This is a genomic window from Arthrobacter sp. Bi26, from assembly GCF_918697925.1.
Taxonomy (GTDB): Bacteria; Actinomycetota; Actinomycetes; order Actinomycetales; family Micrococcaceae; genus Arthrobacter.
Genome location: NZ_CAKKMF010000022.1, coordinates 37,689 through 60,859 on the forward strand (window position 1 = coordinate 37,689; position 23,171 = coordinate 60,859).

General features: G+C 66.8%; 19 protein-coding genes and 3 tRNA genes. 7 read left to right on the top strand and 15 right to left on the bottom strand.

The annotated features are described in order from the left end of the window. Positions 1 to 94: 94 nt before the first annotated feature. From LQV16_RS08055 to LQV16_RS08085, 7 genes are all read right to left on the bottom strand, one after another. A complete protein-coding gene (locus LQV16_RS08055; RefSeq protein WP_229993381.1) occupies positions 95 to 2,008 on the bottom strand; it encodes a glycoside hydrolase family 15 protein in 1,914 nt (637 codons plus the stop codon). Between the two features lie 354 nt (positions 2,009 to 2,362). Then, complete coding sequence (locus LQV16_RS08060) at positions 2,363 to 2,968, bottom strand: DsbA family protein (RefSeq protein WP_229993398.1); 606 nt, start codon at positions 2,966 to 2,968, stop codon at positions 2,363 to 2,365. Between the two features lie 127 nt (positions 2,969 to 3,095). Continuing rightward, on the bottom strand, positions 3,096 to 4,376 hold the full coding sequence (gene clpX, locus LQV16_RS08065) for an ATP-dependent Clp protease ATP-binding subunit ClpX (RefSeq protein WP_229993382.1): 1,281 nt from the start codon (positions 4,374 to 4,376) through the stop codon (positions 3,096 to 3,098). Between the two features lie 133 nt (positions 4,377 to 4,509). Beyond that, positions 4,510 to 5,169: an ATP-dependent Clp protease proteolytic subunit gene (locus tag LQV16_RS08070; RefSeq protein ID WP_026266422.1), complete on the bottom strand. Its 660-nt coding sequence runs from the start codon at positions 5,167 to 5,169 to the stop codon at positions 4,510 to 4,512. Positions 5,170 to 5,207: 38 nt separating this feature from the next. Next, positions 5,208 to 5,846, bottom strand: a complete 639-nt coding sequence (locus LQV16_RS08075) for an ATP-dependent Clp protease proteolytic subunit (RefSeq protein ID WP_229993399.1) — start codon at positions 5,844 to 5,846, stop codon at positions 5,208 to 5,210. Positions 5,847 to 6,144: 298 nt separating this feature from the next. Beyond that, on the bottom strand, positions 6,145 to 7,536 hold the full coding sequence (gene tig, locus LQV16_RS08080; RefSeq protein WP_229993383.1) for a trigger factor: 1,392 nt from the start codon (positions 7,534 to 7,536) through the stop codon (positions 6,145 to 6,147). Between the two features lie 68 nt (positions 7,537 to 7,604). Continuing rightward, positions 7,605 to 7,679, bottom strand: a tRNA-Pro gene (locus LQV16_RS08085). Positions 7,680 to 7,810: 131 nt separating this feature from the next. On the opposite strand from LQV16_RS08085, the gene LQV16_RS08090 reads away from it, so the two are divergent. Then, a tRNA-Gly gene (locus tag LQV16_RS08090) sits at positions 7,811 to 7,881 on the top strand. Positions 7,882 to 8,009: 128 nt separating this feature from the next. Here LQV16_RS08090 and LQV16_RS08095 read toward each other — a convergent pair. The 3 genes from LQV16_RS08095 to LQV16_RS08105 all read right to left on the bottom strand — a co-directional run bounded on the left by LQV16_RS08095 (position 8,010) and on the right by LQV16_RS08105 (position 10,627). Then, on the bottom strand, positions 8,010 to 8,984 hold the full coding sequence (locus LQV16_RS08095; protein WP_229993384.1) for a DNA glycosylase: 975 nt from the start codon (positions 8,982 to 8,984) through the stop codon (positions 8,010 to 8,012). Then, positions 8,984 to 9,475 (bottom strand): ribose-5-phosphate isomerase, encoded by a 492-nt coding sequence (locus LQV16_RS08100; protein WP_290369349.1) that lies wholly within the window; start codon positions 9,473 to 9,475, stop codon positions 8,984 to 8,986. The genes LQV16_RS08095 and LQV16_RS08100 overlap by 1 nt, the downstream gene beginning before the upstream one ends. A gap of 150 nt (positions 9,476 to 9,625) precedes the next feature. Beyond that, positions 9,626 to 10,627, bottom strand: coding sequence for a hypothetical protein (locus LQV16_RS08105; protein WP_229993385.1), 1,002 nt, complete (start codon positions 10,625 to 10,627; stop codon positions 9,626 to 9,628). An 805-nt stretch (positions 10,628 to 11,432) separates the two neighbouring features. Here LQV16_RS08105 and pepN point away from each other — a divergent pair. Then, a complete protein-coding gene (gene pepN, locus LQV16_RS08110; protein ID WP_229993386.1) occupies positions 11,433 to 13,988 on the top strand; it encodes an aminopeptidase N in 2,556 nt (851 codons plus the stop codon). An 85-nt stretch (positions 13,989 to 14,073) separates the two neighbouring features. Further along, complete coding sequence (locus tag LQV16_RS08115) at positions 14,074 to 14,559, top strand: OsmC family protein (RefSeq protein WP_229993387.1); 486 nt, start codon at positions 14,074 to 14,076, stop codon at positions 14,557 to 14,559. 18 nt (positions 14,560 to 14,577) lie between these two features. Here LQV16_RS08115 and LQV16_RS08120 read toward each other — a convergent pair whose 3' ends face one another. Next, positions 14,578 to 15,591, bottom strand: a complete 1,014-nt coding sequence (locus LQV16_RS08120; protein ID WP_229993388.1) for an NAD-dependent epimerase/dehydratase family protein — start codon at positions 15,589 to 15,591, stop codon at positions 14,578 to 14,580. Between the two features lie 136 nt (positions 15,592 to 15,727). Here LQV16_RS08120 and LQV16_RS08125 point away from each other — a divergent pair, with 136 nt between their 5' ends. Both LQV16_RS08125 and LQV16_RS08130 read left to right on the top strand, forming a co-directional pair. Next, entirely contained in the window at positions 15,728 to 16,387 is a 660-nt protein-coding gene (locus LQV16_RS08125; protein ID WP_229993389.1) for a mechanosensitive ion channel domain-containing protein, read from the top strand. A 4-nt stretch (positions 16,388 to 16,391) separates the two neighbouring features. After that, positions 16,392 to 16,850: a globin gene (locus tag LQV16_RS08130; protein WP_223979482.1), complete on the top strand. Its 459-nt coding sequence runs from the start codon at positions 16,392 to 16,394 to the stop codon at positions 16,848 to 16,850. 22 nt (positions 16,851 to 16,872) lie between these two features. Here the strand turns inward: LQV16_RS08130 and LQV16_RS08135 are convergent, their stop codons facing one another. Continuing rightward, positions 16,873 to 17,532: a hypothetical protein gene (locus LQV16_RS08135; RefSeq protein ID WP_229993390.1), complete on the bottom strand. Its 660-nt coding sequence runs from the start codon at positions 17,530 to 17,532 to the stop codon at positions 16,873 to 16,875. 96 nt (positions 17,533 to 17,628) lie between these two features. On the opposite strand from LQV16_RS08135, the gene LQV16_RS08140 reads away from it, so the two are divergent. After that, positions 17,629 to 18,609, top strand: a complete 981-nt coding sequence (locus LQV16_RS08140) for an acyl-CoA thioesterase II (protein WP_229993391.1) — start codon at positions 17,629 to 17,631, stop codon at positions 18,607 to 18,609. A 97-nt stretch (positions 18,610 to 18,706) separates the two neighbouring features. On the opposite strand, the gene ettA is transcribed toward LQV16_RS08140, so the two are convergent. Next, on the bottom strand, positions 18,707 to 20,389 hold the full coding sequence (ettA, locus tag LQV16_RS08145) for an energy-dependent translational throttle protein EttA (RefSeq protein ID WP_229993392.1): 1,683 nt from the start codon (positions 20,387 to 20,389) through the stop codon (positions 18,707 to 18,709). A gap of 461 nt (positions 20,390 to 20,850) precedes the next feature. After that, positions 20,851 to 21,429, bottom strand: a complete 579-nt coding sequence (locus LQV16_RS08150; RefSeq protein WP_229993393.1) for a single-stranded DNA-binding protein — start codon at positions 21,427 to 21,429, stop codon at positions 20,851 to 20,853. 245 nt (positions 21,430 to 21,674) lie between these two features. On the opposite strand from LQV16_RS08150, the gene LQV16_RS08155 reads away from it, so the two are divergent. Continuing rightward, positions 21,675 to 21,747: transfer RNA gene (locus LQV16_RS08155), tRNA-Arg, on the top strand. A 64-nt stretch (positions 21,748 to 21,811) separates the two neighbouring features. Here LQV16_RS08155 and LQV16_RS08160 read toward each other — a convergent pair. After that, positions 21,812 to 22,828 carry a magnesium and cobalt transport protein CorA gene (locus LQV16_RS08160; RefSeq protein ID WP_229993394.1) on the bottom strand — a complete coding sequence of 339 codons (1,017 nt, stop codon included), beginning with the start codon at positions 22,826 to 22,828 and terminating at the stop codon, positions 21,812 to 21,814. Positions 22,829 to 23,171 lie beyond the last annotated feature (343 nt).

Below are 23,171 nucleotides of genomic sequence, written 5' to 3' on the forward strand. Positions count from 1 at the left end.
ATCACGGCACCCGGACCGCTGCCTGCCAACAGAGGCAACACCGTTGCCACAGGGCTTGTTCCTTCGGTCCCGATCCGCCGGCCGGCTTCCGCTGCTAGACGCCGGATTCCCGGCTGTGCCGTTCCGCTTCGCTGATCGCCCAGGCCGCGTTGACGAGGCCGATGTGGCTGAACGCCTGCGGGAAGTTGCCCAGCAGCTCGCTGCTGTCCGGGGCGACCTCTTCGGCCATCAGGCCCAGGTCGGTGGCAAACGCGGCCGCCCGTTCGAAGACAGCCCGGGCGTGTTGGGTGCGTCCGGCCAGGGCCAGGGCGTGCGCCAGCCAGAAGGTGCACAGCAGGAACGTGCCCTCTTCCCCTGCCATGCCGTCGTCGGCGAGGTAGCGGTACACGAGGCCGCGGGGGTCCGTGAGCCGCTCCTCGATAGCCTCAATCGTGGCGATCATGCCGGGATCGTCCGCCGGCAGGAATCCCACGATGGCGAGCATCAGGGCAGAAGCATCGAGATCGTCGGATCCGTAGGCCTGGGTGTAGGCGTTCGCTGCTTCGCTCCATCCCTCAGTGCGGATGGAGGCCGCGATCGCGTCCCGCGCCTCGGTCCAGTGCGGAACTTTTTCTGTTGACTGCAGGATGCCGGCGAGGGAGATGGCGCGGTCCACGGCAACCCAGCACATGAGCTTGGAGTGCAGGTAGTGGCGCCGCTCCCCGCGGACTTCCCAGATGCCGTGATCGGTGGACTTCCAGCGCGCGGCGGCAGTGTCCGCGGCGTCGGCAAGGAACTTCCGTGTCTCCGGTGCCAGTTCCGCGAGGTATTCCGGCAAGGTGGCGGCGGCGTCGAGAAGTTCGCCGTAAACGTCGAGTTGGCGCTGGTTCCAGGCGCCGTTGCCCACCCGTACCGGGGTGCTGGCGCGCCACCCCGGCAGGTGGCCGAGCGCGCGTTCGGGGAGTTCACGTTCCCCGCCGATGCCGAACATGATCTGCAGTTCCTCGCCTCCGGCCAGCTGGCTGGCCGCCGCGGTGGCCAGGAATTGGAAGAACTTCCCGGCCTCGTCCGGGCAGGCCGCCACCCAGAGGGCCTGCAGGGTCATGCTGGCGTCCCGGATCCAGCTGTAGCGGTAGTCCCAGTTGCGCGTGCCGCCGGCCACCTCCGGCAGCGACGTGGTCGGGGCGGCGACGATCGCGCCGCTCGGGTAGTAGCTCAGCGCCTGCAGGACCCTTCCGCTGCCGGCCACGAGCTCCTGCCAGGGGCCGCGGTAGTTCTGGTGCATCCCGGACCAGCTGGCCCAGCCCTGCACGGTGTCCTCGAGCCTGCGCCCAATCTCATCCTGGCTCCAGAACACGGGGGCACCGTGCCCGCCGGGATGGAAGTCTCCGGACCCGGAGTGGAGGACCCGGGATTGGAGGGCAAAGCCTGCAACGTCGCCGGCGCGGAGGCTCAGGCGTGCGTGCACTGTGTCGGTGCCGGAGCGGGTGTCGGTGCCGGCGCCGGTGCTGGTGTCGGTGCCCAGCCGGAACGCCGCCGGGGTCGAGACCGACAGGACCACATCCCCCGCGCGGATGAGGAGACCGCCGTCGGCCGCGGTGAGAAGTGGCCTCGCGAGGCCGTAGTCGGGTCGGGCGCACAGGACGATGTCGACGTCGACGGAACCCTGCGTGCAGGACACCTGGCGCAGGAGGGTGCCCGGGGAGTCCGCCCCGAGCTCGTGGCCGCGCCGGCCGTCCCCGAGGGCGAGGGCATCTGTGACGGTCATGCACCCGCCGGCGGTGATGTGGGTGGTTTCCAGGACCAGCGTGGGTCCGAGGTAGCGCCTTGTCGAGGTGTGGGCGCCGGCGGGCCGGATCGACCAGAATCCCGCGTCCGGGCCGAGGAGCCGGCCGAACACGGAGGGGCTGTCAAAGCGGGGGAAGCAAAGCCAGTCCACAGAACCCGCCGCGCTGACCAGAGCACCGGAGCGGCAGTCGGACAGGAGTGCGTAGTCCGCGATTGGTTCACCGCTCTGGAAACTGCTCATGGGGCACACTCTGGCCAGTTTTTGGGCAAAGGGGAAGCCCCATCAGCGTTTAGCCGTTGGTGGGGCTTCGACTTTTCGATTGTCACGTGACGTCTTAGACAATCTGGCGGGATCCTTAGACTTTCAGGTCTTCCTACCTCGTCACTGGTAGCCATCATCTGACTTTGCCGAAGGCTGCGTCGGATGAGTGTCACTGAATCTTTGGTTCCTGCGTCCCTCTTCTTTCGAAGTGGGTAAGTTCTATTGTTGTCCCCCCGTCTGGCATACACAAGAGCCCCGGCAGAACTACATCGGAGTAGTTCTGCCGGGGCTCCTGGCAGGCCGGGCAGAGTACCCGGCGCGGTGTCTTCAGGCCTAGTTGAAGACCGGGCTTTCGGTCCGGCTGCGCTTGATTTCGAAGAAGTAGGGGAAGGAAGCCAGGGTCACGGTGGCGTCCCAGATCCGTCCGGCTTCCTCGCCGCGCGGGATGCGGGTCAGGACCGGGCCGAAGAAGGCCGTGCCGTTGAAGGCGACGACGGGCGTGCCCACGTCCTGTCCGACCAGGGAGATGCCTGCCTCATGGCTGGTGCGGAGCTGCGCATCGAATTCGTCGCTCTGGCCGGCGGCCGCAAGCTCGGCCGGCAGTCCCGCCTCGGCCAGCGACTTGGCGATGACCTCGTCGATATCCTTGTTGCCCTCGTTGTGGATCTTGGTGCCCATGGAGTCGTAGAGCGGCTTGATGTACTGCGCACCATGCTGTTCAGCGGCGGCAGTGATGACGCGGACGGGAGCCCACGCCTTCTTCATGAACTCCCGGTACTGCTCGGGCAGCTCCTCGCGGCCCTCATTGAGCACGGCGAGGCTCATCACATGCCACTCGGTCTTGATGTCACGGACTTCTTCCACCTCGCCGATCCAGCGGGAGGTAACCCAGGCGAACGGGCACATCGGGTCGAACCAGAAGTCGGCTTTGTTGGTCATGGTTTCAGGCACAGGTGTTCTCCTTAAGGAAGTCTGGGGGATACGCTGAGGCAGATCACCTACACGGCGCGCCAAGGATCACAGCGACCGTTACGGGTTGTTTATTCCCGTGCTGGCCTGGTCCGGATCAGGCGGACTTGCGGCGCTTGACGTCGTGGGCGATCATCGTGGGCGCTGCCTTCTTGGTCACGACCTCTTCCGTGATTACGACGCTCGCGACGTCGTCACGGCTGGGGAGGTCGAACATGACCGGGAGCAGCACTTCCTCCATGATGGCGCGGAGCCCCCGGGCTCCGGTGCCGCGCTCCAGCGCCTGGTCGGCAATGGTGTTCAGGGCCTCGTCCTCGAAGATGAGCTCGACGCCGTCGAGCTGGAACATCTTCTGGTACTGCTTGACGAGGGCATTCTTCGGCGTGGACAGGATCTGGATGAGCGCGGCGCGGTCCAGGTTCGAGACGGTCGTGATGACGGGCAGCCGGCCGATGAATTCCGGGATCAGCCCGAACTTGAGCAGGTCTTCCGGCATGACCTCGCCGTAAGAATCCGTGGTGTTCTTGACCTCGTTGAGCGGGGCGCCGAAGCCGATGCCCTTGCGTCCGGAACGCGAACCGATGATGTCCTCGAGCCCCGCGAAAGCTCCGGCCACGATGAACAGCACGTTGGTGGTGTCAATCTGGATGAATTCCTGGTGCGGGTGTTTGCGTCCGCCCTGCGGCGGGACCGAGGCCACGGTACCTTCGAGAATTTTCAGGAGCGCCTGCTGCACGCCCTCACCCGAGACATCCCGGGTGATGGACGGGTTTTCGCTCTTGCGTGAGATCTTGTCGATCTCATCGATGTAGATAATGCCCTGCTCGGCCTTCTTGACGTCATAGTCGGCGGCCTGGATGAGCTTGAGGAGGATGTTCTCAACATCCTCACCGACGTAACCGGCCTCCGTCAGGGCCGTGGCGTCGGCCACGGCGAACGGGACGTTGAGGCGGCGGGCCAGGGTTTGGGCCAGGTAGGTCTTGCCGCAGCCGGTGGGGCCGATCAGCAGGATGTTGGACTTGGCGATCTCGACGTCGTCGTGGTGCACGCCGTCGGCGAGGCTGCCGCTCTTCGGCGCGTGGCCGGCCTGGATCCGCTTGTAGTGGTTGTACACCGCGACGGCAAGCGACCGCTTGGCGGGTTCCTGGCCAATCACATATTCCTGCAGGAAATCAAAGATCTCGCGGGGCTTGGGCAGCTCGAAACTGCCCAGGTCAGCTACTTCCGCGAGTTCTTCTTCGATGATCTCGTTGCAGAGTTCGATGCACTCGTCGCAGATGTAGACGCCGGGCCCGGCAATGAGCTTGCGGACCTGCTTCTGGCTCTTTCCGCAGAAAGAACACTTCAGCAGATCAGTGCTCTCGCCAATCCGAGCCATGTGTGAACCCCTTTAGTAGCTTGCTGCTGCCTGTGACATGTTCCACTCTAGGTCACTTTGGGCCTGTTGGGTGGAAAGCGGACGCCGGTGCGGCCAAGTAAAAGTGCCGCACCGGCGCGTCGCGAATTGCTGATTAGCGCGCGATTGCCTGGGGCTTGATCTTGCGGGAATCGAGGACCTGGTCAATGAGGCCGTACTGCATGGCCTCGGCGGCCGTGAGGATCTTGTCCCGCTCGATGTCGTTGTTGACCTGTTCCGGCGTTCGGCCGGAGTGCTTGGCCAGCGTGTCCTCAAGCCAGGACCGCATGCGCATGACCTCGGCGGCCTGGATCTCCAGGTCCGAGGCCTGCCCGCCCTGTCCGCCGGACAGTGAGGGCTGGTGGATCAGCACGCGGGCGTTCGGCAGCGCGAGGCGCTTGCCCGGCGTGCCGGCCGCGAGCAGCACGGCGGCGGCGCTGGCCGCCTGGCCGAGGCAGACGGTCTGGATCTCGGGCCGGATGTACGTCATGGTGTCGTAGATCGCGGTCATGGCGGTGAAGGAGCCGCCCGGGGAGTTGATGTAGAGCGTGATGTCGCGGTCCGGGTCCGTGGACTCGAGCACCAGCAGCTGGGCCATCACGTCGTCGGCCGAGGCGTCGTCGACCTGGACGCCGAGGAAGATGATGCGGTCCTCGAACAGCTTGGTGTACGGGTCCTGGCGCTTGAAGCCGTAGGGGGTGCGCTCTTCGAACTGGGGCAGCACGTAGCGGCTGCTCGGCAGGTTGCCGGCAGTCGAACCGAAGTTGTAGTTCATGTTCATTGCTCCTGAATTCATTGCTGTCTACCTGCCGGTCAGTTCTCGGTGGCTGTCGCAGCGCCGCCGGCGTTGCCGGAGCCATTGGCGTTGGTTCCGCCGCCGCCGGCCACGGATCCGGCGTGCGCCGCGATCTTGTCGAAGAAGCCGTATTCGAGGGCTTCCGGGGCCGTGAACCACTTGTCGCGGTCGTTGTCCTTGAGGATGGTGTCCACGCTCTGGCCGGTCTGGTCAGCGGTCAGCTCGGCCATGACCTTCTTCATGTGCAGGATCAGCTCGGCCTGGATCTTGATGTCCGACGCCGTGCCGCCGATGCCGCCGGAGGGCTGGTGCATGAGGATGCGGGCGTTGGGGGTGGCGTAGCGTTTGCCCTTGGTGCCGGAGGAGAGCAGGAACTGGCCCATGGACGCGGCGAGGCCGGTGGCAACCGTGACAACATCGTTCGGGATGAACTGCATGGTGTCGTAGATGGCCATGCCGGCGGTGACGGAGCCGCCGGGTGAGTTGATGTAAAGGTAGATGTCCCTTTCAGGATTTTCCGCCGAGAGCAGCAGCAGCTGGGAGCAGATCGCGTTGGCGTTATCGTCGCGGACCTCGGAGCCGAGCCAGATGATGCGCTCTTTCAGCAGGCGGTTGTAAATGTAGTTATCCTGGGCTGCCGGATCGACCGTGGCCATCCGGGGTGCCCCTGCTTGCTGTGACATATGTACTTACCTCTCGCTGGCGACGGTGACGCCATTGGACGACATCACTGAACTTTCCTACAGCGACACTAACCGTTTTCACGCCCGCTTTGTTCGCTGGCGCCGGGCTGTTCGCTGACGGCGCACGATTGCCGGGACCGCGCAAGCCGGGTCCCGGAGGCACGGCCTTCGCGGCGCTTAACTGGCTGCGTCAACAGGACACGGCCGGCAGGCGGGGGGCTTAAAACGAACGGCCCCCGGATCGGTGATCCGGGGGCCGTCAGCGGCAATGCTAGAACTTCACTGCTGCGGGGTCATCGCTCGGCGTGGCCTCGGTGGCTGCATCCTCTGCGGTTGCTTCCTCAACGGGCTCGGCGGCCGGGGCTGCCTCGTCGCCGGGGCGGACGAAATCGCTCAGGTCAACCTTGTTGCCCTCGGAGTCGGTAACCTCGGCCTGGCCCAATACGACGGCCAGTGCCTTGCGGCGGCGGACCTCGGAAACCATCATGGGAACCTGGCCGCTCTGATCGATGATCTGGGCGAACTGGTTCGGGTCCATGCCGTACTGGCTGGCGGTGGTGACGATGTAGTCGATCAGCTCGTTCTGGCTGACGTTGACTTCTTCCTTTTCGGCGATTGCGTCAAGGATGATCTCGTTCTGGAAGGCGCGCTCGGTGTTGGCCTTGACTTCGGCGCGGTGCTCCTCGGTGTCGTGCTCGCCTTCACCGTGGGCGTTTTCGGCGTTGAAGTGCTGCTCAAGCTGCTCTTCGACGATCGATGCCGGGACGGGAACCTCAACGAGCTCAACGAGCTTGTCCAGGACCTTGTCGCGGGCCTCGACGCCCTGGTCCACAACCTTGGACTCGGCGGCCTGCTTGGCGAGGTCCTCACGGAGTTCGGCCAGGGTGTCGAATTCGCTGGCGAGCTGGGCGAAGTCGTCGTCGGCGACGGGGAGTTCGCGCTCCTTGACGGCCTTGACGGTGACCTTGACCTGGGCGGACTCGCCGGCGTGCTCGCCGCCAACCAGCGTGGTGTCGAAGATGGCGTCCTCGTCGGCGCTGAGGCCGGTGACGGCCTCGTCGAGGCCTTCGAGCATGGTGCCGGCGCCAACCTGGTAGGACAGGCCGGAGGCGGAGTCAACGTCTGCGCCGTCGATCGAGGCTGCGATGTCGATCGTCAGGAAGTCGCCATCGGCGGCCGGACGGTCTACGGACTTCAGCGTGCCGAAGCGGCCGCGGAGCTCGTCCAGGGCCTTGTCGACGTCGGCGTCCGAAGACTCGGCGGCAGCGACCTCAACCTTGATGCCGGCGTAGTCAGGCAGCTCGATCTCGGGGCGGATGTCAACCTCGGCGTGGAACTTGAGCTCACCGTCGGTGGCGGACGGGTCCGGAACCTCGGTGATCTCGACCTCGGGACGGCTCAGGGGGCGGATGCCGGTTTCCTGCACGGCGGCCTGGTACCAGCCGTTGAGGCCTTCGTTGATGGCCGTCTCCAGGACGTAGCCGCGGCCAACGCGCTGGTCAATGAGCTTGGAGGGGACCTTGCCCTTGCGGAAACCGGGGACCTGGATCTGCGAAGCAACAGTCTTGTATGCCTCTGCGATGCTGGGCTTCAATTCCTCAAAGGGGACCTCAACATTGAGCTTGACCCGCGTGGGGGTGAGGTTCTCGACAGCGCTCTTCACAGTCTAAGTACTCCTGGTTTGGGGGGTATGGGGTTCTGCATTGCCACGTGCTGGCAGTGCTTGCAGAGTCGGGGTGACAGGATTTGAACCTGCGACTTCCTGCTCCCAAAGCAGGCGCTCTAGCCAAGCTGAGCTACACCCCGTAAGTGCACAGAACAGTCTACGGTCATCCACTGCCGATTTGCACATTTGACACCGGGGCCCTGAATTGGGTTTAGTTGTATCCGGCTTGCACAGCCGACCGGAAGTTATGCTGGAGTTCCAGCAGGTTCCCGGGGACGTAGCTTAATGGTAAAGCCTCAGTCTTCCAAACTGATTACGCGGGTTCGATTCCCGTCGTCCCCTCGGAAAAATGACGAAAAAAGCCCCTCTGCGAGAGGGGCTTTTTTCTTGCCCTCATGCATCTTTCATGCCCGATTCATGCCTCTGTCATGCATCTTTCATGCCCGATTCATGCCTCTGTCATGCGTCTTTCATGCCTGCTTCATGCCTGCTTCGTTTATGCCTGCTCCGGCCTGCTGGCACTGCGGACACCAGTACAGTTTCCGCGCACCCAACTCCGTGAGCGCCACGGGCGTGCCGCAGTCACGGCAGTCCAGCCCGTGCCGGCGGTAGACGAAGTGTGCCTCATCCGGTTCCGGCAGCACGCGACGGGACGCGCCGGCACCGGCCCCATTCCAGTAGCGCGGCGGCGTCGTGATGATCCGTCCGTCCCGGACGCCGTCGGACATCATTGCCACGGTGTCGTCCCAGAGCCGGCGGGCCGCGTCCACTGACAGTTCAGCCCCGGGCAGCCAGGGGTTGAGGCGCTGCCGGAACAGCAGTTCGGCCCGGTAGACGTTCCCGACGCCGGCAATCACCTTTTGGTCCATGAGCAGGCCCGCCAGCGGTGTTCGTTTGCCCGCCACCGTGGCGGTGAAGGCGTCCCGGTCGCCTGACCGGTTGCGCAGCGGGTCCGGGCCGAGCCGCGCCAGCACGGCCGCCGCCTCCGGTTCCGTGATTGCCTCGCACGTGGTCGCGCCCCGGAGATCGGCCCAGCCGTGCCTGCTCACCAGCCGGACGCGGACGGCGCCCACCGGCGCGGGCGGCCCTGCGTATGCAGACGAGGCGGCGACGACGTCGGCCGGCTCAGCCGCGCTGTCGTCGTCGTAGACCTCCCGCTCCCCCACCTTCCGGGGCGCGCCGATGCTGGACGCGCCGCGGAAGCTGGCGTCGCCGCCAAAATTCCAGGCGCCATAGAGGCCGAGGTGGACATGCAGGTCCAGCCCGTGCTCGAACTTGAGGAAGAGGTGCTTGCCGTGCGCGGTCGCGGCTGTCATGACGTGGCCGTCCAGCAGTGCGGCGCCGGGCGCGAACCGGCCCTGCGGGCTCGAGACTGTCAGCCTCTCGCCTGCGAAAACGTCACCGAACTGGCGCGCCAGCCGGTGGACGGAATGCCCTTCCGGCACTAGTCGATGACCTCGCCGGTGCGCTCGTATGTGGCGATCTTGCCGATCCGGCGGACGTGGCGCTCGTCGTTGCTGAACGGCTCCGTCAGGAAGGCCTCGATGATTTCCGTGGCCTCCTCGACGCTGTGCTGGCGGCCGCCGACGGCGACGACGTTGGCGTCGTTGTGTTCGCGGGCAAGCTGCGCCGTGGAGAGGTTCCACGCCAGCGCGGCGCGCACGCCTTTGACCTTGTTGGCGGCAATCTGTTCGCCGTTGCCAGAGCCGCCGAGGACGATGCCCAGGGCGCGGGTTCCGGCTTCCTGGTCCGCGACGACCGCGAGGGCGGCGTTGATGCAGAACGACGGGTAGTCATCCAGGGCGTCGTAGACCTTGGGTCCGTGGTCCAGCACCTCGTAGCCCTTGGCACTGAGGTGGCTGACGAGGTGGGCGCTGAGCTCCATGCCGGCGTGGTCGGTGGCGATGTGCACGCGGGGGAAGTCAGAAATGGTCACGGCTGTTCCGTTCGGTTGCGGCGCCGGGCGGCGGCCGGGGGCGGTTGGGGTCTGGTCCAAGCGTACTAGGCCGAGCCTTCCGGGGCGGTGCTCTAGCTGGCCGGATGCCTCACGGGACTCTCGTGTTACACGGCTGTTTACACGGACGAGTTACACCGCGGGTGTCCCGCCGTTCCGCCGGGCCCTGTCCGCCACCCGGGAAAGCGTTTGGGCCATGTTGTCCGCCGCGGTGGCGCTTCCGCCGCTAACCGCCAGCCGCCGCCCGTCCGAGCGGTCGATGACCACGGCGGGGCCGCTGCTGACCAGCATCGCCGTGGTGTTGCCGTGGATCCGGTATCCCCACCCGCCATAGTCCGCCGCCGTGACGTCCCGGGGCGTGGCGGCGTCGATGGCCGCGGCCGGAACTTCCATGACCCGGACGAAGCCTGCCGCGAAGACGTGCAGGCCGCCGCGGTCAACCCGGATCCGGGCCACCAGGAACGCCGCGGCCACCAGGGCCGCGGCGACCAGGAGGGCAGCAAGCCACGGCACGGCAATGGTGAGGAGGGCGGCGGGCAGAAGCGTCGCGATGCCGAGCATGACGAAGATCGAGCTGCGGGCGTGGACCCAGAGGCTGACCCGGTCCCTGGCCAGTTCCGGATCCTGTTCACGCTCGAGGGCCTGGCGGACGGCGAGGTCGTCATCGACAGACCAGCGTTCGTCGGCCTTGAACACGAAACCCATGACGACGCCCAGGGCGAGGGCCGCGCCGCTGCCGAGGGCCAGAACGGAGGCGTCCACATGGGATCCCCGCGCATCGGGCAATCCCAGCTGGCCCACGAGCACGGCTGCCAAGACGGTGGTGACGAAGAGGCTCATGGCCAGGCCGGCGCCCATCATGATGCGGCGCATCATCACGGGGCGGGACAGCGGAACGGCCTGCAGCAGCACGGCCCAGCCGATCACCACGATCAGCGCGGCACCTGCTCCCGTGACGGCGGTGAACGGCGCGAAGTCGGCGGCACCGGCACCAGTCCAGCGGACGGCCAGCGGTTCGGGCAAATCCGGGCGCACCAGAAGCGCGCACACCACGAATCCGGCCGCCAGCATCAGGGGGAAACCGATGGCAAAGCGCAGCGCCCTGGCATCGACTGAGTAACGGATCTTTCCCATACCCCAACGCTACCCCCGCCGCACCTTGAGGGATCTGGGGACGTGCGCGCAGGTCAGGAGGTCGACGGGAGGGAAACGTGGGATCAGGCGCGTTGTACAGGACCCGCCCACGAGCAAGAAGAGATCGCGATTCAGTACGACGGCGGGCATCACGCCAGTCCGGCCCAGCGTCGCAGCGACATCTTCCGGGATGAGAACGCCAGGGATGCCGGGTGGCGCGTCGTCGTATTGACCCAATGGCATTTGACCCCGTTCGCCCCTGGGATGGAGCCGGCCGCGGTTACCCGGGTGCGCGCGGCGCTGACGGAGCGCGGCTGGACTCCCGGCCCTGGTTCAAGTCCGGGGCCGAAGCCGGGGCGACGCCAACGTGCCCGCCCTACAGAGCACTCACTTGACACGAATGGCCGCTAAGCACGGTGGCATAGCGGCCATCTGCGGCGAATCGATGGAGAGAGTGCCGGCGGAGCTCCGGGAAGCACTTGGATCGAAGTTCAAGCGCACACGGGCAAACCACACACCCCGGTTCCGAAGGTCCGTGCCCGGGTCCGAAGCCGGGGCAACCTCAACGTGCCCGCCACGCCGCGCCGCCCCACCGCACTCATCTGACACGAATGGCCGCCAAGGGCATCGGCTTAGCGGCCATTCGTGGCAAATCGTGGACTCGGTGCAGGGGCGTTGGCGCCGGACATTGTGATCGGGCTAACTTGCCATAGGCCGCTGACGTGAAAGAATAATTTCACAGTATCGCCGGCGGCTGCGTCCGGCCGGCAGTATCCATCTTCTTCTGGAGGCCCCTTTGCCCGGTATGAACCTGACCCGCGCCGAAGCCCGCGAGCGCGCCGCCCTGATCGACGTCGACTCCTACGAGGTCAGCCTTGACCTGACGCGTGGCGAGAAAGTCTTCGGGTCCACCACGGCCGTGAAGTTCAGGGCCAAGCCTGGGTCTTCGACCTTCATCGACGCCGTGACCCACGCCGTGCACAGCGTGAGCCTCAACGGCCGCGAACTGGACCCGGGCGAGGTCTCCGACGGCGTCCGGATCCAGCTCCCGGACCTGGCGACCGAGAACCACCTGCTCGTGGTCGCCGACGCGCCCTACATGAACACCGGCGAAGGCCTGCACCGCTTCGTGGATCCGGTGGACAACGAGGTCTACCTGTACACGCAGTTCGAGGTCCCGGACTCGCGGCGCATGTTCGCCGTCTTCGAACAGCCCGACCTCAAGGCCAGCTTCACCTTCACCGTCACCGCCCCCTCGCACTGGGACCTCGTGTCCAACTCCCCCACACCGGTGCCGGTGGAGACCATCCCGGGCGCGGACGGGGGCGCCCGCTCCGTCTGGGAGTTCACCCCCACTCCGCGGCTCTCCTCCTATGTCACCGCGCTCATTGCCGGGCCGTACCAGTCGGTGCGCAGCGAAGTCACGTCGGCGGAAGGCCGGGTCACTCCGCTGGGCATCTTCGCCCGCAAGTCGCTCATGCAGTACCTCGATGCCGAGAACATCTTCGAGCTCACCCGGCAGGGTTTCGAGTTCTTCGAGGCCCAGTTCGGCTGCCCGTACCCGTTCGAGAAGTACGACCAGCTCTTCGTGCCGGAGTTCAACGCCGGCGCCATGGAAAACGCCGGGGCCGTCACCATTCTTGAAGGCTACGTCTTCCGCGGCAAGGTCACCGATGCCCAGGTGGAACGCCGCGCCATCACCGTGCTGCACGAGCTCGCGCACATGTGGTTCGGTGACCTCGTGACGATGCGCTGGTGGAACGACCTCTGGCTCAACGAGTCCTTCGCCGAATACATGTCCCACCTGGCCGCCGTGGAGAACACCGAGTTCGACCACGCCTGGACCACCTTCGCGTCCGTGGAGAAGTCCTGGGCGTACCGGCAGGACCAGCTGCCCACCACGCACCCGATCTTTGCCGAGATCAACGATCTCCAGGACGTTGAGGTGAACTTCGACGGCATCACCTACGCCAAGGGCGCCTCGGTGCTGCGCCAGCTCGTCGCCTGGGTGGGCCCGGAGGAATTCATGTCCGGGGTGCGCGAGTACTTCAGCAAGCACGCCTGGCAGAACACCGAGCTCAGCGACCTCATGGCCGAACTCGAGAAGGCCAGCGGCCGTGACCTCGAAAGGTGGGGCCAGCTCTGGCTGGAAACCGCCGGCGTCAACACCCTGACACCGGAGATCTCGGCGGACGCGGACGGCACCATCGGCTCCTTCGCCATCGTGCAGTCGGCGATCGAGAGCGAACCGACGCTGCGGCCGCACCGCCTCGCCGTCGGCTTCTACAACCTCAACGGCGCCGGCAGGCTGGAGCGGGTGCACCGCGAGGAGCTCGACGTCGACGGCGAGCGCACCGAAGTTCCGGCCCTGGCCGGCCTGGCCCAGCCGGACCTGATCCTGCTCAACGACGACGACCTCGCCTATGCCAAGGTCCGCCTGGATCCGAAGTCCCTCGCCACCGCAACGGCGCACCTGAAGGACTTCAGCCAGAGCCTCCCGCGCACCCTCGTGTGGGGCTCGGCCTGGGACGCGGCGCGCGACGGCGAATCCCCGGCCCGCGGGTACGTGGACCTGATCCTGGCCAACATTGCCGAGGAATCCGATTCCTCCGTGATCATGGTCCAGCTCCGCCAGCTTGCCACCACGCTGACCTTCTACGTGGCCGAGGAGCACCAGGCGGCCACTGCCGTAGCCGCGGCCGACAAGCTCTGGGAGCTCGCCTCGGCGGTGCCTGCCGGCTCGGACGCACAGCTGCAGTTCGTGAAGTCCTACGCCCTGCTGGCCCGCAGCGCCGGGCAGCTGGACACGGTGTCCGGGCTGCTGGACGGCTCGCTCACCCTCGACGGGCTGAGCGTGGACCAGGACCTGCGGTGGGAGCTGCTGGCGTCCCTCGTGGCAGGCAGCCGCGCCGGGCAGGAGCGGATCGACGAGGAACTGGCGCACGACAACACCTCCAACGGCCAGAACGCGGCGGCCCTGGCCAAGGCCGCCATCCCCACTCCGGAGGCCAAGGCCGAAGCCTGGGAATCGATTGTGGTCAAGGGCGATCTGTCCAACGCCCTGCAGGGCTCCGCGGTGACCGGTTTTACCCGGGTCCTGGACACGTCCCTGCTGGAGCCGTACGCCGAGAAGTACTTCGAGGCCGTCCCGGGCATCGTGGCCAACCGCACCCACGCGCTGGCCTCGCAGATCGTCGTCGGTCTCTACCCGGCCCAGCTGACCACGCAGGCCACCGTGGACCGCACGGATGAGTTCCTGGCCTCGCTGCCGGAGGACAGCTCGGCGCTGCGCCGGATGATGCTGGAGAACCGCGACGGCGTGGCCCGCTCCCTGCGGGCCCGCCAGGCTGACGTCGGCTAGGACGCCAACAGCCTGCCCCGACGATCCTGGAACCCCGGTGCCGCCCCCGCGCGGCGCCGGGGTTCCGTCGTTCTAGACTGGCCGCATGAGCCTTGACGAACACCGCTACGCGCTGACTGTCCGCTGGACTGGGAACCTCGGGTCCGGGACGTCCACATACCGCGGTTACTCACGCGACCACGACGTCGAGATCCCCGGGGTGCCGGTGTTGCGCGGCTCCGCCGATCCGACCTTTCACGGGGACCGGCAGCGTTACAACCCCGAACAGCTGCTCCTGGCCGCGCTCTCGCAGTGCCACATGCTCTCCTTCCTGCACGTGGCCGTGAAGCACGGCGTGGTGGTGACAGCTTATGAGGACCGGGCCGAGGGCCTGATGCGGACCAACCGGGACGGCAGCGGGCAGTTCGAATCCGTCACGCTGAAGCCCACGGTGACGGTGGCTGGACCGGCGGCCCCGGATGTTCTGGAGGAGCTTCACGTCCTGGCCAACAAACTCTGCTTCATTGCCCGCAGCGTCAACTTCCCGGTGTTGCACGAGCCCACGGCTGTGGTGGAGGGCCAGACAGACTGAACAGGTCAGCCGGCACCGTCAGCCGGGCCCGGCTGAGGCCTCTGCCTTGTACTCGGACACGATCCGGCGTTCCGTCTCCGGGCTCATCCCGGCCTTGCGTTCGCGGCCGAGTCCGCGGCGGCGTTCATCCGCCAAGGTGTCCCGCAGCGTGTCCATCCAGGGCCGGATGGACAGCCCGGCTGCCCGGGCAGCGTCATTGCTGCGGGTCTCGAAGCCATCATGGCCGGGCGGCAGCCACAGCGGCAGCGAGTCCGGACCGGCCCAGTAGTTCGCGCCGTGGGACGCCAGCCAGTCCTCGGGAGCCACAACGGCCTCGGAGTCGGCGTCGGCGAGCTGACGCGACTCCTCAAGGTAGGCGGCAAAGGGGACCGGTTCGCCGACGGCGTTCAGTGCCCCGGTGATCCCGTTTTCGGCGGCGGTGAGGATCCAGGCCGCGAGGTCGCGGACGTCGATGATCTGGGTCGCGTCGGTGGGGATGTCCGGGACCAGGACGGGATAGTTGTCCCGGGCGAAACGGGCCGGCCAGTACCCGTAACGGTCGGAGCCGTCCCCGGGTCCGCCGATCAGGCCGGCACGGCAGAGGTGCGCCTTGTCCCCTGCCAGTTGGCGGGTCCATTGCTCGATCGCGGACTTGGCCTCGCCGTAGTTATCCATGCTCAGTTCCGTCCCCGGCGCCAGCGGCGGAAGCACCTGGGCATCTTCGGCGGCGCCGGCCACCGAATGGTCCGCATAGACAGAGCAGCTGGAGATGAAGGTCCAGTGCCGGGCCGAGCCGGCCAGCGCCTCGAGCGCCTCCCGCGCCTGGCCAGGATCCCGCGAAACGTCGACGACGGCGTCCCACCCGCCGCTGCCGGCGGCCTCCTCGTAGGCGGCCTTCCCCTGGGAGCGGTCCGCGCGCAGCCAGGTAGCGCCGTCGGGCGGCGCAGCGACGTTACCGCGGGCCAGGCAGGTGACGTCGTGGCCGGCGGCCAGGGCCTGCCGGGCTATTTCTGCTGACAGGAAGACCGTTCCGCCGAGTACCAGGATGCGCATGGAGCCACGCTACGGCGCTAATGTTGAAGTAGACCAGAGTGTTATGCGCCCGGCGAACGCCGGCCGCCTATCCGGACGCCCAGCCCCGCTGCCGGCCGGCAGCAGGGACGCAGCAACAAGGAGTTTTCCCCCGCCGATGATCAGCCTTACCACCATCGAACCAATCACCGCCCAAGACATCGCGGCCGTCAACCTGCCGGGTGCCCTGATCAGCCTGGGGATCGGCGTCGCCGTGTGGCTAGTGGCATCCTTCGTGATCTCCGTCATCACCAAGCGCGTCGCCTCGGGCAGCACGCTCTTCAAGAAGCCGCACTTCCGCTGGGTGGCTCCGGCCTTCCGCGCCCTGGACCATGAGCGCCGGGTCCAGCGGGCACAGACAATCGGCGCACTGCTCAGCAGCGTGGTCGGCGTCCTGGTGGCCGTCCTCACCATCGTGTATGTGCTCAAGAACCTGAACGTGGACATTGCCCCGATCCTGACCAGCGTCGGCATCCTCGGTGTGGCCATCGGCTTCGGCGCCCAGCAGCTGATCCGCGACTTCCTCGCCGGCATCTTCATCACGATCGAGGACCAGTACGGCATTGGCGACATCATCGAGACCTCCGAGGTGGTGGGCACTGTCGAGGCCATGAACCTGCGGATCACCCGGGTCCGGTCCGACGACGGCACCATCTGGTACTTGCGCAACGGCGAAATCCTGCGCGTGGGCAACCGCTCCCAAGGCACCTACATTCCGCCGGAGACACCGCCGGCGGACGAGGCCGACAGCGCACCCCAGCAGAAGGCCGGAGAATAGAGAAATGACGATTCCCAGCGCCGGCGAACCCAGCCAGCCCAGGCAGCTGCTGCAAAACGATCCATTCAGCCAGCCCGGCTACACAGACAACTTCTATGATGCCGTGGGCGGCCACGAGACTTTTGTGAAGCTCATCGACGTCTTCTACGACGGCGTCGCGACCGATCCGCTGCTGCGCGCCATGTACCCGGAAGAGGACCTCGGCCCGGCCAAGCGGCGTTTCCTGATGTTCCTGGAACAGTACTGGGGCGGGCCCACCACCTACGGCGAGGAGCGCGGGCACCCGCGGCTGCGGATGCGCCACATGCCGTTCCGGGTGACGCCGGAGGCCAAGGAACGGTGGCTGTTCCACATGCGCGCCGCGGTGGATGCCCTGGAGCTGCCGCCGTTGTACGAGGGAACGCTCTGGGACTACATGGAGCGGGCAGCCCTTTCCATGGTGAACAGCCCGTCGGAGGCCTGAGCGGAGGGTGCCGGGAAGCTTCCTAGAGCCCGGTGCCGGTCCGGACCAGCACGTGGCCGCGGGTGCCGCTGAGCCGGAACCAGCGCCCGGCCCGGTAGAGCCGTTGTTCGCCGTCGGCCAGGAAGCCCAGGGTGAGGGCGGCGAACGCGGCGCCGGCCGGCAGCCCGGCGGCGTCGGGCAGTTCCCGGCCCCAGACCGTTGCCCGGGCGTTATTGACGATCAGCGCGCCCGGCTTGTCCGGGATGATCGCGGCGATCTCCCTGATGCCGGCCTCGGCGGCGGCCCGCAGGACGGTGTCCTGGACGGTGCCGAGCGGTTCCCAGCCGGCCCGCGGCGCCCCTATCCCGGCCCACGACTCGCTGACGGTCACCGGCGGGACGGGGAGTTCGACGTCGTGCTCCCCCGCCCGTGCCAAACGGTCCAGCACGGCGGACAGCGGCACGGTGACGTCAGTGTCCGCCGGCTGCGCCAGCGCCATGGTCCGCAGGCCCAGGATGGTGGGGGTGGATTCGCCCAGGAGCCGGGGCCGCAGGACGCAGACGTAGGCGGCCAGGACTGGGCCCGCGGCCTGGAGCCGGATGGCGCCGTCGTCAATGGACTTGGCGCGCGTGGCGAAGGTGCGCAGGTCGTCGAGGTCGCGGGGATCGGAGAACTGCAGGGGCTGGTTTAGGACATCAGACACACTACCGACTCTACCGGCTGCGCCTCTCGGGAGCCGCGCCGCCTTTTGAGCAGTGTCCCTTTTGAGCAGTGTGACTGTGCCGTCTAGAGTCAGACCATGACTGAAGCCGAAGCCGGACTGCTGGGGCTCCCGACCCAGGACCCCACCTCCTCGCTCATCCAACTCCTCAACCTCGGCGAGCTCGAGGGCGCGCGGACGGACGAGGACATCTTCATGGGCCCCTCCCAGCAGCAGCCCAGGCACCGCGTCTTCGGCGGCCAGGTGCTGGCGCAGTCCCTGATAGCCGGCAGCCGCACCGTCGATCCGGACCGCAGTGTGCACTCCATGCACGGCTACTTCCTCCGGCCAGGAGACGCCAACAAGCCGATCACGTTCGGCGTGCAGCGCCTGCGCGACGGCCGGTCGTTCTCGGCCCGCCGGGTCCACGCCTACCAGGAGGGCATGCCCATCCTGTCGATGATCGCGTCCTTCCAGGCCGAGGACGAGGGGATCGAGCACCAGTCCGAGATGCCCGCCGGGATCCCGGACCCCGAATCGCTGCCCAGCACTGCCGACCTGCTGGGCAAGTTCGATCACCCCGTGGCCCGGCACTGGGCGTACGAGCGGCCGTTCGATATCCGCCACGTCGATCCGGCGTTGTATGTCTCGGCCAAGGGGCCCAAGGACGCACGCAACGCCGTCTGGATGAAGACCTTCGGCCCGATGCCCGACGACGCCGGCGTGCACCGGGCCGCCCTGGCCTACGCGAGCGACTACACCCTGCTGGAGTCCATCCTCCGCAAGCACGGGATGAGCTGGATTACGCCCGGGATGTCCGTGGCAAGCCTGGACCACGCCATGTGGTGGCACCGGCCGGTCAGGGTCGACGAATGGCTCCTGTACGTCCAGGAATCGCCCAGCGCCCAGGGCGCACGGGGCCTCGCCACCGGCAAGATCTTCAGCCGGGACGGCCGGCACGTGGCGACGGTGGCCCAGGAAGGCATGGTCCGCGTCCCGAACGATTTGAAGAACAAGGTCAAGGGCGCCGTCCAGTCCAAGGTGCTGCAGCACCAGATGCGCAAGGCCGAGCGCAGCTAGCCCGCCCGTCCGCTCGCTGGCACTTAGACACCACGGCACACAAAAGCCGGCTCCCCGCGGGGAGCCGGCTTTTTCATGGCGCTGAAGCCGTGTGGGCTTAGTCGCGGGTGAGGCGGCGGTGCGTTACGCGGTGCGGCTTGGCCGCGTCCGGGCCCAGTCGCTCGACCTTGTTCTCCTCGTAGGACTCGAAGTTGCCCTCGAACCAGTACCACTTGGAGGGGTTCTCCTCGTCGCCTTCGTAGGCGAGGATGTGGGTGGCCACCCGGTCCAGGAACCAGCGGTCGTGCGAGACGACGACGGCGCAGCCCGGGAATTCGAGCAGGGCGTTTTCGAGGCTGCTGAGGGTTTCGACGTCGAGGTCGTTAGTCGGTTCGTCGAGCAGCAGCAGGTTGCCACCCTGCTTGAGGGTCAGCGCAAGGTTGAGGCGGTTGCGCTCACCACCGGAAAGCACCCCGGCCTTCTTCTGCTGGTCCGGACCCTTGAAGCCGAAGGCGGCCACGTAGGCGCGGGAGGGCATTTCGACGTGGCCGACCTGGATGTAGTCGAGACCGTCGGACACGACTTCCCACAGCGTCTTGTTGGGGTCGATGCCGCCGCGGCTCTGGTCGGCGTAGGAGATCTTGACGGAATCGCCGATCTTCAGTTCGCCGCCGTCGAGCGGTTCCAGGCCCACGATCGTCTTGAAGAGCGTGGACTTGCCGACGCCGTTGGGGCCGATGACGCCAACGATGCCGTTGCGGGGCAGGGTGAAGGACAGTCCGTCGATCAGGGTGCGATCGTCGAAGCCCTTCTGGAGATCCTTGGCCTCCAGCACGAGTCCGCCCAGGCGCGGTCCCGGCGGGATCTGGATCTCTTCGAAGTCGAGCTTGCGGGTGCGGTCCGCCTCCGCAGCCATTTCCTCGTAGCGGGCCAGACGGGCCTTGGACTTGGTCTGGCGTCCCTTGGCGTTGGACCGGACCCATTCGAGTTCTTCGGTCAGGCGCTTGGCCTGCTTGGCGTCCTTCTTGCCCTGGACTTCCAAGCGGGCGCGCTTCTTCTCCAGGTACGTGGAGTAGTTGCCCTCGTACGGGTAGAGGTGGCCGCGGTCCACTTCGGCGATCCACTCGGCCACGTGGTCAAGGAAGTAACGGTCGTGGGTGACGGCCAGGACGGCGCCGGAGTAGCTGGAGAGGTGCTGTTCGAGCCACAGCACGCTCTCGGCGTCGAGGTGGTTGGTGGGCTCGTCGAGCAGCAGCAGGTCCGGCTTCTGCAGCAGGAGCTTGCACAGCGCGACGCGGCGGCGCTCACCACCGGAGAGCAGGGTGACATCGGCATCGGCGGGCGGGCAGCGCAGTGCGTCCATGGCCTGTTCCAGCTGGGAATCGATATCCCAGGCGTCAGCCGCGTCGATCGCTTCCTGCAGCTGTCCCATTTCCTCGAGGAGGGCATCGTAGTCAGCGTCGGGGCTGGCCATTTCCTCGGAGATCTCGTTGAAGCGCAGGATCTTGCCGTAGATTTCACCGACGCCTTCCTGGACGTTGCCCAGAACGGTCTTGTCTTCGTTCAGCGGCGGCTCCTGCAGCAGGATGCCTACCGTATAGCCGGGGCTGAGCCGGGCCTCACCGTTGGAGGGAGTGTCCAGGCCTGCCATGATCTTGAGAATGGTGGACTTACCGGCACCATTCGGGCCGACAACGCCAATCTTGGCCCCCGGGAAGAAGGACATGCTTACGTCATCGAGGATGAGTTTTTCGCCGACAGCCTTACGGGCCTTGGTCATTGTGTAGATAAATTCCGCCATGCCTACAAATCTAGTGGTTCGGCCGGGATAACTCACATTCCGTGAGCCGCGCTGCGCCCCTGGCAGGCCCAGTTGCAGGAGCCATTGCCGTTGTCCTTGCGGTTGCCGTTGCCTCAGTGGCGCCGATTGCACCCGCAACCGTGCCCGGCCGCTGACGGTTCGGTTCAGTCCCGGACGCCGACAAGGCAGCCGCCCCGCTCCAGAGGCCTGGGCTCCGCTGCCCCCGGCCGGCATCGAACAGGCGGACGCTGCGAGCAGGAGCGCCACGGTTGTGGCCGCCGGAACGGCCCGGCCGCGGCGACGGGCGGCGCCGCCCGCGGCGGTAGTACCGGCCGCCAGTACCGCAGCTGCAGAGGCCGCGGCGTGTCCCGCAGCGCTCCTGGCATGTCGCATCCGGCAATTCTGCCACGCGGTGGTGTCTCCGATCCGGTGCCCGGGCATTGCCCGCCGGTGCCCGGGATTCAGGCGGCGGCCCCTTTCAGTTCGCCGGTCTCCTGGTCCACCTCCTCTTCCTCGCCGCTTGCGTCGTTGATGAAGGTCGTGTGGTCATCGGCACCGCCGTCGCCGTCCCCGCCGGTATCCCCGCCCGTATCCCCGGACTGGGTCTGGGGTCCGGCGTCGTCGCCGTCTCCGCCGCCAGGCGCACCAGCGGCACCAGGTCCTGCGGCCGGCTGGTTTCCTGCTGCGGCCGAGCGGGTGAAGTTGGCAGAGCCCCACATGAGGTCGTGGCCGACTGACTCCGCGTCAATCTCGGCGACGTGGTAGACCCTGCCGTCCTTTTCCCAGCTGCGCATCTTCAGCCTGCCAACGATGATGACCCGCTGGCCTTTCTTGATGCTGCAGCCGATGTTGCCGGCCAGTTGCCGGTAGCCCTGGACAGTGAACCAGTTGGTGTTGCCGTCCACCCAGGTGCTGGAGCCGCGGTCGTAGCGGCGCTCGGTGGCGCCGAGCCTGAAGGACGCCGTGGGCACGCCGCCGGGGGTGGTCGAACTTCTGATCTCCGAGGCGACGAAGCCCCGGACCGTAATGTTGTCGCTCATTCTCATGTCCTGTCTCGAGTTGTCGTGCCCTGCCGGGCAGTTCCAGCATCGCGCCGCGGACCGTCACCGGGGAGGGCCCGGTTGTGCCATGTGGAAAACCGGCTGCCGGCCGCGGCGTTGCGGCCTGTGGTGGGGAGTGGTCCGGGCCGCCGGACAGGCGAACGGCCAGCATTGACCCCCACCGGCCGTCCGGCACTGTAAACTTTTTGAGGCGTCCCCCGGCAGCGGCCGGCGGGTGCCACCGTGCCCCAGTAGCTCAGGGGATAGAGCAGCGGCCTTCTAATCCGCCGGTCGGGGGTTCGATTCCCTCCTGGGGCACAAGAGAGCGGCTCTGACCTGCGACAACGCAAGGTCAGAGCCGCTTCCTATTTCAGCCGGATCCTCAAATCCATTTGTTGTGTTTGAACGTCAGGAACAGCGCACCGCCCATGCCGATCATGAGCGCGAGTGCCATCGGATAGCCGAAGATCCAGTCGAGCTCGGGCATGTCGCGGAAGTTCATGCCGTAGATCGACGCGATCAACGTCGGGGCGAACAGGATGGCAGCCCACGACGATATCCGCTTGACCTGCTCATTTTGGGCGAAGCTCGATTCGGTCAGGAGCCGCATTTCGTCGTTCTGCCGCTGGGCGACGAGGGCTGCGTTGACGGCCAGCGCGTTTTGCAGCAGCGCCCGGAAGGCGGACACCCGCTCCCCCAGCCTGATGGCGTGGTCCAGGACGTCGCGGAAATGGTCCTGCAGTTCGGGGTCCGGCACCCCGTCCGGCCCGCTGCCCATAAGAGTCTGCAGGATCCCGGCCAGCGGGGCTGTCGCACGCTGGAAAGTGATGACCTGGCGGGAGAGTTCATAGATCCTGCGCGATACGCCGGGATCGGCGGCGAACAGGTCATCTTCGATTTCATCGATGTCGTTTTCGAGCCCCGCGGCCACCGGCTCGTACTCGTCCACTACCTGGTCCAGAATCGCGTACAGCACCGCGTCCGGACCGAGCGCCAGGAACTCCGGCTCGGATTCCATGCGCCGGCGCACCCGGGCCAGATCGGGAGACTCTGCCCGGCGGACAGTCACCACAAAGTCCGGGCCGGCGAACACATGGATCTCGCCGAACTCGACCTTCTCCACTTCGTCCAGGTACCGGGCGGGCCGCAGCACCAGGAACAATGTCTCGCCGTAGTGTTCCAGCTTGGCCCGCTGGTGGCCGGCGAGCGCGTCCTCCACGGCCAGGTGGCTCAGGTCGAATTCCTCGGCCACCGAGCGCAGCTCCTCAGGTTCCGGCCGGTAGAGCCCGATCCAAGCCATGCCCTGGCGCTGCCGCAGGAGAAAATACGTTTCCTCGAGGCCTTCCGGGTCGGCGGTCCGGTGACCGTCCACATAGACGGCGATGTCGATAATGGTCACGGCCGCGCCTCCTCTTCAAGGCAATCCCTTGGCTGTGACGTTATACCGTGCCCGGGCCGGTGCCAACAGCCCGAACCGCGCGCCCAACCGCCCGGACACCCCGCCGGCCATCAGCACGCTTAGTATTGAGTGGACCGGCAGGGCGCCAGGGAAAGTCTGTGCGCCCTGCCCGCAATCGAAAGGCACGGCCGCCATGACCGAGACACCCCGCAGATTCGACCCCAACAATCCCGACGATGCCCTGACCACCCAGTACCCGGGGACCGCCGACGCCACGTCCGGGTCCGGGACCTCCGAGGTTGATACCTCCCGTGCAGAGGCACCCGTGGCGCCGGCGCCGGCC